This is a genomic window from Phenylobacterium sp., assembly GCF_036963605.1.
GTDB lineage: Bacteria > Pseudomonadota > Alphaproteobacteria > Caulobacterales > Caulobacteraceae > Phenylobacterium.
This window is the reverse complement of the sequence record NZ_JBALUY010000011.1, coordinates 1-14,158: the sequence shown is the minus strand read 5'-3', so window position 1 is coordinate 14,158 and position 14,158 is coordinate 1. Positions and strand designations below refer to the sequence as shown.

11 protein-coding genes are annotated in these 14,158 nt (G+C 68.8%); 7 read left to right on the top strand and 4 right to left on the bottom strand.

Annotated features, from left to right (window positions below; genetic code table 11):
* Position 1: 1 nt before the first annotated feature.
* Genes V7702_RS03680 through V7702_RS03670 form a run of 3 tightly spaced genes read right to left on the bottom strand, consistent with a single transcriptional unit; the run spans position 2 to position 5,737 of the window.
* Positions 2-3,118, bottom strand: coding sequence for an efflux RND transporter permease subunit (locus tag V7702_RS03680; RefSeq protein WP_335648794.1), 3,117 nt, complete (start codon positions 3,116-3,118; stop codon positions 2-4).
* Positions 3,115-4,302, bottom strand: a complete 1,188-nt coding sequence (locus V7702_RS03675) for an efflux RND transporter periplasmic adaptor subunit (RefSeq protein ID WP_335648793.1) — start codon at positions 4,300-4,302, stop codon at positions 3,115-3,117. Before V7702_RS03675 ends, V7702_RS03680 begins: the two co-directional genes overlap by 4 nt.
* Positions 4,303-4,312: 10 nt before the next feature.
* Positions 4,313-5,737, bottom strand: a complete 1,425-nt coding sequence (locus tag V7702_RS03670; protein ID WP_335648792.1) for an efflux transporter outer membrane subunit — start codon at positions 5,735-5,737, stop codon at positions 4,313-4,315.
* A 225-nt stretch (positions 5,738-5,962) separates the two neighbouring features.
* Here V7702_RS03670 and V7702_RS03665 point away from each other — a divergent pair, with 225 nt between their 5' ends.
* The gene (locus V7702_RS03665) at positions 5,963-7,615 is read left to right on the top strand and encodes a M28 family peptidase (protein WP_335648791.1); all 1,653 of its coding nucleotides are present in this window, start codon (positions 5,963-5,965) and stop codon (positions 7,613-7,615) included.
* Between the two features lie 14 nt (positions 7,616-7,629).
* Complete coding sequence (locus V7702_RS03660; RefSeq protein WP_335648790.1) at positions 7,630-8,424, top strand: DUF72 domain-containing protein; 795 nt, start codon at positions 7,630-7,632, stop codon at positions 8,422-8,424.
* A 70-nt stretch (positions 8,425-8,494) separates the two neighbouring features.
* Here the strand turns inward: V7702_RS03660 and V7702_RS03655 are convergent, their stop codons facing one another.
* A complete protein-coding gene (locus V7702_RS03655) occupies positions 8,495-8,800 on the bottom strand; it encodes a hypothetical protein (protein ID WP_442958390.1) in 306 nt (101 codons plus the stop codon).
* A 268-nt stretch (positions 8,801-9,068) separates the two neighbouring features.
* Here V7702_RS03655 and V7702_RS03650 point away from each other — a divergent pair, with 268 nt between their 5' ends.
* The 5 genes from V7702_RS03650 to V7702_RS03630 form a co-directional block, all read left to right on the top strand.
* Positions 9,069-11,015 carry a methyl-accepting chemotaxis protein gene (locus tag V7702_RS03650; RefSeq protein ID WP_335648789.1) on the top strand — a complete coding sequence of 649 codons (1,947 nt, stop codon included), beginning with the start codon at positions 9,069-9,071 and terminating at the stop codon, positions 11,013-11,015.
* A gap of 146 nt (positions 11,016-11,161) precedes the next feature.
* Positions 11,162-12,079 (top strand): SDR family oxidoreductase, encoded by a 918-nt coding sequence (locus V7702_RS03645; RefSeq protein WP_335648788.1) that lies wholly within the window; start codon positions 11,162-11,164, stop codon positions 12,077-12,079.
* Between the two features lie 68 nt (positions 12,080-12,147).
* A complete protein-coding gene (locus V7702_RS03640) occupies positions 12,148-12,534 on the top strand; it encodes a hypothetical protein (RefSeq protein ID WP_335648787.1) in 387 nt (128 codons plus the stop codon).
* A gap of 151 nt (positions 12,535-12,685) precedes the next feature.
* A complete protein-coding gene (locus tag V7702_RS03635; protein WP_335648786.1) occupies positions 12,686-13,324 on the top strand; it encodes a TetR/AcrR family transcriptional regulator in 639 nt (212 codons plus the stop codon).
* Positions 13,324-14,158 (top strand): NADPH:quinone oxidoreductase family protein (locus V7702_RS03630; RefSeq protein WP_335648785.1); only part of this gene is annotated, 835 nt, incomplete at its 3' end. The genes V7702_RS03635 and V7702_RS03630, both read left to right, overlap by 1 nt.

Sequence of the window (14,158 nt, the reverse complement as noted above, 5' to 3'; positions counted from 1 at the left end):
CCTAAAGTCTGTCCTCCGGCACCGCCGGCCCCGGCGCGTCCCGGGGGGTGACCAGGCGGCCGAGCTTGGGCGCCAGCCAGCGTTCGAAATCATCCACGATCTCGTAGACCACCGGCACCAGCACCAGCGACAGGATGGTCGAGGTGATCAGGCCGCCGATCACCGCCACAGCCATGGGCTGGCGGAACTCCGCTCCCTTTTCCAGGGCCAGCGCCGTGGGCAACATGCCCGCCGCCATGGCCACTGTGGTCATGACGATGGGCCGGGCCCGCTCGCGGCAGGCCTCGATCAGGGCGTCGCGCTGGGGCATGCCCTCGCGTTCCCGCTCGATGGTGTATTCCACCAGCAGGATCGAGTTCTTGGCCGCCAGACCCAGCAGCATCAGGAAGCCGATCATCGAGGGGATCGACAGGGACAGCCGGAAGGCCAGCAGGCCCAGGAAGGCGCCACCTACCGCCAAGGGCAGGGCCGACAGGATCACCACCGGCTTGAAGAAGCTGCGGAACAACAGGACCAGCACGGCGAAGATCATCGAGACCCCCGCGAAGATCGCCAGGCCCATGGCGCCGAACAGCTCCATCATGGCCTCCAGCTCGCCGGTGGCCGCCGGCGCCACGCCCTCGGGCAGGTCCTGCATGATCGGCAGGGCCTGGACCTTCTGGTTAGCGTCCCCCAACTCCACGCCGTTCAGCTCGGCCTGGACGGTGAGCTGACGCCTGCGATTCAGGCGCTCGATACGGGCCGGGCCGGCCTGAAACTCCACGTCGGCCACGGCGCCCAGGGTGGTCACACCGCCGGTGGCTGTGGGCAGGCGCAGGCCCCGGATGGCTTCCAGGTCGGTGCGCGCATCGGCGGGCAGCCGCAGGCGGATGGGCAGGCGTCGCTCGCCGATGGTCATCTTGGCCACATTGGCGTCGATATCGCCGACGGTGGCGACCCGGGCCACGGTGGCGATCTGTTCGGCGCTGACGCCCAGGCGCGCGGCCTCGGCGGCGCGGGGCCGGATGATCAGCTCAGGACCCGTGGGCGGCACCGAAGGCCTGGGTTCGGCGATCTCGGGCACCTCGCGCATCTGCCGCTCGAGCTCAAGGGCCGCATCGCGCAGGGCGTCGGGGTCTTCGCTGGTCAGCACGATCTGCAGACCGGCCTGCCCCTGGCCGTCGAGGAAGGTCACCCGAGCGTCGGGGATTTCCCGCAGGGCTTCGCGCATTTCGCGACGGATCTCGTCGCCGGACAGGTCGCGCCCTTCGTTGAGCAGAACGGTGACGGTGCCGCTGCGCAGATCGCTGCCGCCGCCACCCCCGCCGCCAGGACCCTGGGCGACCACGGTCGAGCCGATCTGGGCGAAGACGTTGGTCACCTCGGGCCGCTCGGAGAAGGTGCCGGTGATGTCGCGGACCACGCCCTCCATGTGATCGGCCGTGGCGCCAGGCGGTCCCTGGACGTTCACATACAGATAGTCCGGGTCCCCAGCCGGCTGGAATCCCTGGGGTAGGAAGGGGATCAAGGCCAGGGAGAGGATGAACAGCACCCCGCCGGCGATGCAGGCCACGATCCGGTGGTCCAGGGCCCATTCCAGGGTGTTGCGATACAAGCCCTTGAACGGCTTGCGCTCCTGAGGGTGGGCCACAGGCTTGAGCAGATAGGCGGCCATCAGCGGGGTGAGCAGGCGGGCCACCAGCAGGGAGAAGATGACGGCCACCGAGACGGTGATGCCGAACTCCCGGAAGAACTGGCCGGCCATGCCGCCCATGAACGAGACCGGAGTAAACACCACCACGATCGATGCGGTGGTGGCCACGACCGCCAGGCCGATGGCGTCGGCGCCTTCCAACGCGGCCTGGAAGGGTCGCATGCCGGCGACGATCCGTTTCTCGATGTTCTCCACCTCGACGATGGCGTCATCGACCAGGATGCCGATCACCAGGGTCAGGCCCAGCAGGGTGACGATGTTCAGCGAGAAGCCCAGCAGATCCATCACGAAGAAGGTGGGGATCAGCGACAGCGGCATGGCGACGGCGGCGATGGCCGTGGAGCGCCAGTTGCGCAGGAAGACGAAGACCACCAGGGCGGCCAGGCCCATGCCCTCCAGCAGGACGTTCTGGGTGGCGTGGAAGCTCGCCCGGGTCTCGTCCACCGAGGAGAAGATCTTGGTGAAGGTGACGCCCTCGTACTGGCTCTCCAGTTCGGCCAGGGCCTCCAGGACCCCGTCCTCGACGGCCACGTCGCTGGAGTCGCGGGTCTTCATGACCATGAAGCCTACAACCGGCTGGCCGTTCAGGCGGGCGAAGCCGCGGGGCTCCGAGGCGCCGTCGCCCACATCGGCGATATCGGACAGGCGCACGAAGCCGCCCTGGCCGGTGGGGATGGTCAGTTCGCGCAGGGCTTCGACGCTGCTGACGGCGCCCAGCACCCGCAGGTTCTGTTCCTGGCCGCCGATGGTGACCCGGCCGCCGGGCGCATCGAGATCGAAGCTGCGCAGGGCGTTGTTGACCTGGGTGGCGGTCAGGCCACGGGCGGCCAGACGGTCGGGGTCGAGGACGACATTGATCTCGCGGGTCACCCCGCCGACGCGGGCCACCTGGGCCACGCCATCGCTGGCCTGCAGAGCCCGGCCCAGGGTGTCGTCGACGAACCAGGACAGCTCCACATCGGACATGCCCGAGGCGGCCACCGCATAGGTCATGATCGGCTGGGAATCGAGTTCGACCCGCTGGACCGTTGGCTCGTCGATCTCCCGCGGCAGGACGGCCCGGGTCTGGTCGATCCGCGAGCGGACGTCGTCGGTGGCCTTCTGGAGATCCTCGCCGAGTTCGAACTCGACATTGGTCACCGAGGCGCCCTGGGTCACCGTGGAATAGATGTTCTTGACGTTGGGGATGCCGGCCAGGGCGTCCTCCACCGGCCGGGTGATCTGGGTCTCCATTTCCCCAGGCGCCGCGCCGCTCTGGGTCACGGTCACCGAGACCATGGGGAACTGGACGTTGGGGAAGAGCTTCACCGGCAGATTTCCATAGGAAATCATCCCGGCCAGGGTCAGGGCGATGAAGAGCACGACGACCGGAACCGGGTTCCGGATCGCCCAGGTGGAGATTCCCAGGTGACGTTCGTCGCTCATTTCGCCGGCTCGGTCTTGTTGGCTGGCTGGGCGGCAGGCGCCTCAGCCGACTTCGCCGCCGGCGCAGCCGCGCTGGCCGAGGCCCGGACCGGCCGGATCATGTCGTTCTCCAGCAGGAAGGAGCCCGCGCTCTCCACCACCAGGGCGCCGGCCGGAGGCCCGCGGACGAGCTCGACGAGCCCGCCGCCGCGGGCGCCGGTGGAGACCGCGACCCGCTTCACCCGGTTGTCCTCGCCCACCACCATGACGCTGGCGCCGTCGCCGTCATAGCGGACGGCGGTCTCGGGTACGGTCAGGGACGAGGCCCCGCCGCCCTGGAAGGCGGCGCTGGCGAAGCCGCCAGCGCGGATGTCGGAACGGTTGGGTAGGCGAATCCAGACCTCGCCCAGCTGGCTTTCGGCGTTCACCTGCGGGCTCACAAGGCGCACTGTCCCCTGGACGGCTTCGCCGTTCTGCAGGGTCACCTGAACCGACTGGCCCTCGCGGATACGGGCGAGATCGGCCTCGGACACCTCGGCCCGCAGCTCGATCAGGCCGTCGCGGGCGATGACGAACCACGGGGTCGTGCCTGCGCCCGACTGGTCGCCGGGGCGGACATTGCGCGCCAGCACAAGGCCGGACACCGGCGCGCTCACCGAGAGGCGCGCCTGGCGGGCGCGGAGATCGGCGAGGCCGGCGGCTTGGGCCCGGGCCTGGGCCCGAGCGCTCCGGGCCTGGAACTGACGCTGTTCAATCTGTTCGTCGGACAGGACGCCCTGGCCTTCGAGGCCCTCGACACGGGCGGCCTGGCTTTCAGCCTGCTGAGCCTGCACCTCGGCCTGGGCCAGCGCCGCCTCCTGCTGCTGCAGTTGCGACTGGAGCAGCGCGCCGTCCAGCACCGCCAGGGTCTGGCCCTTGCGGACATAGGCGCCGGGCTCCACCAGGACGCGGGCGACCCGGTAGCCAGCGATCTCGGCGCTGACGGCGGCCTCCTCCCGCGGGACCAGCGGCCCCGAGGCGGCGACGGAGCCGGTGATCGAACGGGCGGCTACCGGGACGACCGTCACGGCGCGCGCCTGCTGCTCGGCGGTTTCCCGGGGCGCCTCTTCGCCGCAGGCGGCTAAGGCCAGCGCGCCGGCGATCATCACGATCAGGGCGGCCGGGGCTTTGCGGCGGGTCGCCGGGGGGGTCTTGATCTGCATCATGCCGTCCGCCTCAGCGGGCTTGGGTGTTGAGAGGAAGGTCCTGCGACGGCCAGCCGCCGCCGAGGGCCTTGAAGGCCTGGACCGCCCGGCGCTGGGATTGCACCTGGGCGCTGGTGAGTTGGGCGCGGGTGGCGCGCCAGGTCTGTTCGGCGGCGAGCGCCGTCTGCAGATCGGTCAGACCGGCGTCGTAGCCGATCCGGCCTGACCTATAGGCCCGCTCGGCCCGGGCTTCGCCGTCGGTGAGCAGATCCACCCGGCGCCGATCGGCCGACAGACGGACAAGGGCGCTTTCGGCCTCGGCATAGGCGGTCTGCACCACCTTTTCATAGGCGATCACCGCCTGTTCGGTGCGGGCGTCCTGGGCGCGCATGTCCAGCAGGAGCTGGGGAATGTTGAGCACCGGCTGGGTGACATTGGCCCCGATGCTCCAGTTCTGGGTCGTAGCCTCATAGCCCGGCTGAACCGTGCGCGAGATGCCGAGACCCGGCGTCAGAGTGAAGGTGGGAAAGAAGGCGAGCTGGGCCACCGCCAGGCGACCGGCGGCCGAACGCACCCGGGCCTCGGCCTCGCGGACATCGGGACGCCGGGCCAGGAGTTCGCCCGGCACGGCGGCGGGAACCGGCGGCGGAAGGCCGGCCAGGGGTGGGGTCGAGACGCCGGCCAGGGGAGCGGTCCCGCGGCCGACCAGGACCAGCAGGGTCCGCTGCTGAGCCTGAAGTTCGGCCTCGAGATTCTCCACCTGGCTCAGGGCCTGGGCAAGCTCGCCGGCCACGCGGTCGGAGTCCGAACGGGCGGCGATGCCGATATCGACACGCTGTTGAGCCAGGTCATAGAGGGACTGCTGGACGCGGGCGCTCTCGCGGGCGTCCTCGAGCTGGATGGCCAGGCCACGCGCCTGGAAGTAGGCGTCGGCGACATTGGCCGCGAGGCTGGCGCGGGCGCCCTCATAGGCGAACCGGGCTGCGGCGGTGTCGCCTTGCGCCGCGCGACGCACAGCGAAGAACCGGCCAAACAGGTCGAGCTCCCAGCTGACATTGAAGGCCCCCTGATAGCTCTCGCTGGTCCCTGAGGTCGACAGGCCCGGAACGCTGACCTCCTGGCCGTCGACCTGTTCGGTCTCGGTCTGGCGGGCGGACCCGGTCAGCTGGCCCTGGGGCAGGAAGGTGGTGAGCGCGCTGGTCGCCGTCAGCCGGGCCTCGCGCAGGCGGGCCGCCGCGCTCTGGGCGTCCGGACTGAGGGCCAGGGCCTCGTCGATCAGGGCGTTCAGTTCAGGATCGCCAAAGGACAGCCACCAGGCGTCCAGCGCTCCGGCGGAAGCCGCGTTCGCATCCAGGGTCGGATAGGCCCCAGGCAGAGCGATCTCGGCGTCCCGGGCGGTCGCACAGGCGCCGAGAGCGAGGAGGGCGGAAAGAGCGAGCGAAGACGTCAGACGCATGGCAGTCCTGGTAGGCCTCGGCCGCGAATCGGAACTCATCATATCGCCCCAGGGAGTAATGCGGCCTAAACAGCGGCGCTTCCCAAACCACAGGTTCGCGACCCGGGAATTGCAGCGCCGATACAAACCTCGGACCTTGCCGTCACACAGGTAACATCCCCGGTGGCGTGGCGCCCGCGCCGCAGCTAGGCTCCGCCCTAAACCACAACCCTGCGCAGAGTCTCAATGAAAACGCTCCTTTTTGCGGCGGTCGCCTCCGCGGCCCTGATCACCGCGCCCGCCCTGGCGGCGCCCTCCATCTCCGGCGAGCGGATCGGCCAGCACGTCGAAGTCCTGGCCTCCGACGCCTTTGAAGGTCGCGCCCCGGCCACCCCGGCCGAGGCCAAGACCATCGCCTATATGGTCGAGCAGTTGAAGGCCGCGGGGCTGAAGCCCGCCGGTGATCTGAAAGACGGCCAGCGCCTCTGGACCCAGGACGTCCCCCTGGCGCGCTTCGAGATTGAAGGCCCGGTGGAGGCGACCATCCTGGCGCCTGGCGCGGCGATCACCCTGCGCCAGGGCGAGGAGATCGCCATCCGCGCCGCGGCCAACGGGGCCGAGCGCGTCGATATCGACAACGCGCCGATCGTCTTCGCCGGCTATGGCGTCGTGGCGCCGGAGCGCGACTGGGACGACTTCAAGGACATGGACGTCAAGGGCAAGGTGGTCGTGGTCCTGGTCAACGACCCCGACTACGAGGCCGGCGAGGGCGACTTCGGCGGCAAGGCCATGACCTATTACGGCCGCTGGACCTACAAGTACGAAGAGGCCGCGCGCCATGGGGCGCTGGGCCTGCTGGTCGTCCACGAGTCCGAGCCGGCATCCTATGGCTGGGCGACGGTCAAGAACTCCAACACCAATGAGATCTTCGACATCATCCGGGCCGAGCCCGCCAAGGCCCATGTCCCGGTCGAGGGCTGGATCCAGCGGGACGTGGCCGTTGACCTGATGGCCCGGGCTGGACTGGACTTCGAGGTCCTCAAGGCCGAAGCCCAGACCCGGGACTTCCAGCCGCGCCTGCTGGAGAATGTGACCTTCTCCACCGCCTTCGACGTGGATGCGCGTCAGATCATCAGCCAGAACGTGGTGGCTGAAGTGGCCGGCGCCGAACGGCCCGACGAGCGCATTCTCTATACGTCCCACTGGGATCATCTGGGCGTCGGCGCGCCGGATGCTGATGGCGACACCATCTATAATGGCGCGATGGACAATGCCGCGGGTGTCGGCGCGGTGATCGAGATCGCCCGCGCCTTCGCCCAGGGTCCCGCGCCGGAGCGGACCGTGAACGTCCTGCTGGTCACCGCCGAGGAGAAGGGCCTGCTGGGCTCGGAATACTACGCCGCCAATCCGCTCTATCCCCTCGAGACCACGGTGGCGGTCCTGAACCTCGACGCCCCCTCTCCTGCAGGTCCGGCCAGGGACTTCTCCGCAGCCGGCGATGCGGCCTCGCAGCTGCAGGACCTGCTGATCGCGCAGGGCGCGGCCCAGGGTCGGGCGTTTAAGCCCGATCCCCGTCCCGAGGCCGGCAGCTTCTTCCGGTCCGACCACTTCCCCTTCGTGCGCGCCGGCGTGCCATCGATCTCGTTCCGCTCCGGCCAGGATCTGGTCGAAGGCGGCGTCGAGGCCGGTCAGGCCTGGTCGCGGAACTATACCGCCGCCCAGTACCACCAGCCGGCCGACGAATATGGCCCCGACTGGAATCTGGAGGGCATGGCCCAGGACGCCGAACTGCTCTTGCAGCTCGGGCTGGAACTGGCCAATTCCAGCGACTGGCCGGAGTGGAAAGCTGGCTCGGAATTCAAGGCCGCCCGCGACGCCACCGCGGCGGCGCGCAAATAAAAGGACGATGAACAATGACCGGACGGGTGCGCGCAGGGATCGGGGGCTGGACCTTCGAGCCCTGGCGGGGCGTCTTCTACCCCCAGGGCCTGCGGCAGGCCGACGAACTGGCCTATGCCAGCGCGCACCTTCCGGTCATCGAGATCAACTCGACCTACTATTCCAGCCAGAAGCCCGAGAGCTTCGCCAAATGGGCCGCCGCGACCCCTGAGGGCTTTGTCTTCACCCTCAAGGCCTCGCGCTTCTGCACCAATCGCAAGGTGCTGAAAGACGCTGGCGAGTCGGTGGGAAAGTTCCTGAACCAGGGCATCGTCGAGCTGGGCGACCGACTGGGGCCGATCCTCTGGCAGTTCATGGCCACCAAGCGGTTCGACGCCGAGGATTTCGAGGGATTCCTGGATCTGCTGCCGACGACGCTGGCGGGCCTGCCCCTGCGCCATGCGGTCGAGGTGCGGCACGCAAGCTTCGCCGATCCCGCCTTCCTGGCCATGTGCCGGGCGCGCAATGTGGCGGTCTGCCTGACCGAGCACGCCGAGTTTCCGATGATCGCCGATCCGGTGGCCGACTTCATCTATGCCCGGCTGATGGCGGGGTCCGACGAGATCGAGACCGGCTATGGCCCCAAGGCCCTCGATCAGTGGGCGGATCGTCTGCAGACCTATGCGGCCGGCGACGTTCCCGACGACCTGCCGATGCTGGATCAGACGCCAAGGACCAAGGCCCGCGAGGTGTTCGCCTTCTTCATCAGCGAAGGCAAGGTGCGCGCCCCAGCGGCGGCCCAGGCCCTGATGGCCCGGCTGAAGGCCTGATCAGCCAAGAAAAAACGCCCCCGCGCAAAGCACGGGAGCGTTTGATCGTAAGAATACGAAACTGTCTGGCTTAGCTGCCAGGGAACCGCATCGGGACCTTAACCTGGCCCGTCTTGGAACCCATGGGCAGGACTTCGGCGACGCAGAGCGCGGCCTTGTCGAAACCCTTGCCCGCAGCGCTGTCCTGCAGGACCTTGCAGTCCGACAGCTTGCCGCTGTCCGCGCTGCATTCCAGCATGACGGTCGCCGCTTCACGCGTATTGGCGTGCTTCGACAGACAACGAGCCATGCTTTCTTCAAACGAAGCCGCCACAGAGGCGTTCGCCAGAACGAGGCTCACGAAGAGGCCCCCACCGATTGCGATGATCTTTTTCACCTACCCACTCCTTCTAGACCGGAAGTGAGAGCACCATCGGGGATTCAGGTTAAAATTGTCTAATCCACGCAAGAAAACGATAGTAAATAATCGTAAACCATAATTATTGCCGACCACTGCTCCTGCCTGCACTTGAGCCGTCTTTATATAGTTGAGTGGCGGGCGAGCCTGGGCAAGAACGCAACCCTCGGTGAGGAACTGTTAGCAACCTACCGTTCATCATGCCGCCGCCAGATGGGAATCAGGCATGTCAGGGGATGGATCGACAATGCGCTTTCGGCTCGTGGACTTACCGTTGATCGTGAAGATCGGCTTCGCGCCGGCCTTTGCGCTGCTCATGCTCGCCGCCGTGGCGGGCGGGACCATCTACATGCAGCAGGCCCAGACCCAGGCCCTGCAGCAGGTCGTTCACACCGACATGCCCAACAGCCTAAGGATCCAGCGGATTTCGGAGCGGATCAACGCCGTCCATGGGGACCTCTACTTCCTGCTGACCAAACAGGCCGCGGCCCTGGAGGTCGAAACCATCGAAGCGCAGGCCCAGGAAATGCTGGCGGAGGTGAACGCCATCGCCGCTGATGCGGCCACCGCCAAGGCCGCCGCGCCGGCCAGCCAGCACGCGGCCTTCGACACCCTGATCCAGGATCTGAAGGAGACCCACGACGCCCTGGACATCATCGTGGCCATGCTCTCGGTAGACTTCACCACCGCCGCCGGCTTCGCCGCGCCGTTCGAAGAGCAATATACGCAGATGACTGCCAATCTGGGCGCCATCGTCGAGCAGACCCAGGCCGCCACCGACGCCCGGGCCGCCGCCAGCGAGGCGCGCGCCACCCTGGCCCGCAATGTCACCATGGCGGTTGTCCTGGTCACCCTGCTGGCGGCCGGCGCCCTGGCGCTGATGTCGGTGCTGACCATGCGTCGGGCTGTCCAGCGTATCGCAGGCGCCACCGAGCGCCTGTCGCGGGGCGACAACGGGGTCAATCTCGACGCCCTGGCCCGCAAGGACGAACTGGGCGCCATTGTCCGCTCCCTCACCGTATTCCGCGATAACCAGCTCCAGATGGAACAGCTGCGCGCCGATCAGGAAGCCACCCGCCACTCCGCCGAAGAGACCCGCCGCCAGAGCGCCGAGGCCGCTGCGGCCGTGGCCGAGGAACAGGCCCGCGTGGTCGGCGAGCTGGCCCAGGCCCTGTCGCACCTAGCCGACGGCGACCTCACCTACCGGCTGGAGACCGACTTCCCCGGCGAATATCAAAAGCTCCGCGACGACTTCAACGCCGCGGTGGCCAAGCTGGAAGACGTCATGGGCGCCATCGCCTCGACGACCGGGGCGATCACGTCGGGGGCGACCGAAATCTCGTCCGGCGCCGACGACCTGTCCCGCCGCACCGAGCACCAGGCCGCCACTCTGGAAGAGACCGCCGCGGCCCTCGACGAGATCACGGCCACCGTCCAGAAGACCTCCAGCAGCGCTGACCAGGGCCGGGAGGCCGTCATCTCGGCCCGGGCCGACGCGGAGCGTTCGGGTGACATCGTCCGTCGCGCCGTGGCCGCCATGGGCCAGATCGAGCAGTCCTCGTCCCAGATCAGCCAGATCATCGGGGTGATCGACGAGATCGCCTTCCAGACCAACCTGCTGGCCCTGAACGCCGGGGTCGAGGCCGCGCGGGCCGGCGACGCCGGCCGCGGCTTCGCGGTCGTCGCCTCCGAAGTCCGGGCCCTGGCCCAGCGCTCGGCCGAGGCCGCCAAGGAGATCAAGGCCCTGATCAGCGCCTCCACCGAACAGGTGTCGCAGGGGGTCGGCCTGGTGGGCGAGACCGGCCAGGCCCTGGAACGGATCGTCACCCAGGTGGCCGAGATCAACGGGCTGGTCAGCGAGATCGCCGCCTCGGCCAAGGAGGAGGCGCTCGGCCTCGCCCAGGTCAATACGGCGGTCAATGAAATGGACCACGTCACCCAGCAGAACGCCGCCATGGTCGAGGAATCCACCGCCGCGAGCCGTGTGCTGGCCGATGAGTCCCGCGAACTCGCCAAGCTGGTGGGCCGGTTCAGGGTGTCTTCGGGCCAGCCTGCCGCCCATCGCGCCCCCGCCCCCGCCCCGGCTCCGCGGCCGGCGCGCCAGCCCGCGCCAACGCCCCGCGCCGCGACCCGCGGGGCCACGGCCCTGGCCATGGCGCCTGCCGGCCAGGAAGAGGGCTGGGAAGAGTTCTAAAGGCCTTCCCCGCTTACTGGAGATGATCGAAGCGCGCGGGCTCCGCGCGCTTCTTTCGTCTGCGCGCCGGAAACCGCCGTCCGCGCCGGGACTTGACCGACGGGGCGTCACAGGTCCGCACTGTCGAAAACAGCGGAGGACGCCCCATGGCCCAGTTTTCGATGGACGACCTGATGTTTCGCCCCGGCCTGATGACCGGCGAGCGGATCCTGATCACCGGCGGCGGCACGGGGCTGGGCAAGGTGATGGCCGAGGCCTGCCTGATGCTGGGGGCCGAGGTCTATATCTGCGGGCGCCGCGGCGGCGTGGTGGAGGAGACCGCCAGCGAACTGATGGCGGCCCACGGCGGCAAGTGCGTGGGCCTGGCCTGCGACATCCGCGTGCCCGACGCCATCGAGGCCATGCTGGACCAGATCTGGGCCGACGGCGGCGCCCTGACCGGCCTGGTGAACAATGCGGCGGGCAACTTCATCAGCCGCACCGAGGACCTCTCACCCCGGGGTTTCGACGCCATTTCCAACATCGTCTTCCGCGGCGCCTTCTTCGTCACGCAAGGCTGCGGCAAGCGCTGGATCGCCGAAGGGCGCAAGGCCTCGGTGGTCTCCATCCTCGTCACCTGGATCTGGAACGGCGGCCCCTACACCGTGCCCTCGGCCATGTCGAAGGCCGGCATCGCGGCCATGAGCCAGTCGCTGGCGGTCGAATGGGGCTCGTACGGCATCCGCTTCAACAACATCGCCCCCGGTCCCTTCCCCACCGAGGGCATGAGCGCGCGGCTCAATCCCGGTCAGGGCGAGGACACCGGCGGCGCCTATGGCGACATGAGCGGCAATCCCATGGGCCGGGTCGGCGACATGCGGGAACTGGCCAATCTGGCGGTCTATCTGCTGCACCCGCTGTCAGCCTATGTGAACGGCCAGACCATCGCCATCGACGGGGCGTCCTGGCAGGCCACCGGCAGCAACTTCTCGCGGTTGCGCGCCTGGGGCGATGACGAGTGGCAGGCCGCCCGCAAGGCGATCCAGACCACCAACGAGAAGGACCGCGCCAAGCGCACAGTCTGATCCCGAGAAATCCAGCCGGATCAAACGTGGTTAATCGGGTCTTAACGGCTAGGCGCCAGGGTGATCCCATGCGTCTCGCTCTCGCCCTTCTCCTGGTCGCGCTGACAAGCCTGCCTGCGTCGGCCCAGACCGATGGACGCCTGGATCCCACCCGCCCCGGCGCTGGCGCCCTGGGCCTGCGGGGAGCTGGGGCCCTGGCGCCTGGCGCCTCGCAGGCCGCCGCCGCCGCCGCAGGCGACCAAACCCCGGACCCGGGCGCCGCGAACCTGAACCTGCGGCCCCTGGCGGGACCGGCGCTGATGTCACAGCCCCCGGCGCCGAACGCCCAGGCGTGTCGGCTGTCCTGCGCCCAGACCTACTACTTCTGCCTGGCGGAGGGGGCCTCCGATGAATGTCCCCAGGCCTGGGGACAGTGCCGGCTGGGCTGTGGCCCTGGCGTCGCCCCCCCTGCCTGAGGCCCACGCCGCCGCGGGGCAGGCTTAGCCGCCCAAAGGTCAGGCGCAGGGGATGAAAAGCGCCATACGGACGAATGGGCGACGCAGATCGGTGGCGCTTGGCCAGACCAGGCCCTAGAATGACGCCCGTCAGTTTTGCGTACGGAGTCGCATGTCCCACCTCGCCATTCTTCCAGTCGGCAAGCGCGCCCAGACCAAGGTCCAGAACCGGACCGCCATATTGGACGCCGCGCGCGAGGTGTTCGGCGAGATCGGCTACGAGCCGTGCACCGTCCGCGACATCATTCGCCGCACCGGCCTGGCCGCCGGCACCTTCTACAACTACTTCAAGTCCAAGGAGGAGGTGTTCGCCGCCCTGGCCGATGACGGCGCCCGGCGGTTCGCCCCGATTCTCAAGGCCCTGCGCAGCCAGAACGCCGATTTCGAAGGCTTCGTGCGCGCAGCTCTCCAGGCCTATTTCCAGTTCCTGGCCGACGAACACCAGCAGTGGGCCGATCGGCGGGAAGCTGAGGAACATCTCTACGTCCACGGCCAGACGCCGGAGATGGAGGCGGTGTTCAACGAGGTCCGCGCCGCCATTCTCGACGAAATCGCCCGCGGCGCGGCGCCGGCCGCCGACGCCGACTATCTGGCGGGCGCCTGCATCGCCATCGCCCGTGAGGTCGGCGAGCAGATGGTGAGCCGCAGGCCTGTGGACGTGGCGGGCGCCACGGCCTTCTCCACCGCCCTCATCCTCTCGGGGCTGAAGGGCCTGCCCCAGGCCCAGCCGAAACCGGCGAGCGCCCGCTGATGCGCGCCCTGGTGGTCGAGGCCCTGGCGGCCGACTATGGCGGCTGCGTCCTGACAGAGATCGAGACGCCGGCGCCCGGACCCGGCGAGGTGCGGGTCCGGGTGCGCGCTGCGGCGGTGAACTTCCCCGACCTGCTGCAGACCCGCGGCGAGTATCAGCACAAGCCGCCCCTCCCCTTCATTCCCGGCATGGAGATTTCAGGCGAGGTCGAGGCCCTCGGCGACGGCGTTGAGGATTTCCAGATCGGCGAAGCGGTCGTCGGCGGCGCGCGGATCGGCGGCTTTTCGGAGTTCGCCGTCACACCCGCCAAGGGCCTGCGCCGCAAGCCCGAAGGTCTCTCGTTCAGCCAGGCGGCCGGCTATGCGACGGCCTATCTCACCGCCTATGTGTCCCTGGTGCGCCGCGCCCGCGCCGAGCCCGGCGAGTGGGTGCTGGTGCATGGGGCGGCCGGAGGCGTCGGCCTGGCGGCTGTGGACCTCGCCCGCCACCTGGGCTGCAAGGTGATCGCCGCCTCGGCCTCGGATGAGAAGCTGGCCATCGTCGCCGAGGCCTATGGCCCCGAGGCCACCGTCAATGTCACCGGCGGCTTCCGCGAGGCGGTCAAGGCCATCACCGGCGGCAAGGGCGCCGACATCATCTATGATCCTGTGGGCGGGGACGTATTCGACGAGAGCGTGCGTTGCATCGCCTTTGACGGACGGCTGCTGTCCATCGGTTTCACCTCCGGACGCCTGCCCGTGCTGCCGGTCAACCTGGCCCTGATCAAGGGCTTCTCGCTGATGGGTGTTCGCGCCGGCGAATATGGCCGCCAGTTCCCCGAGAAGGGCCGCGAGA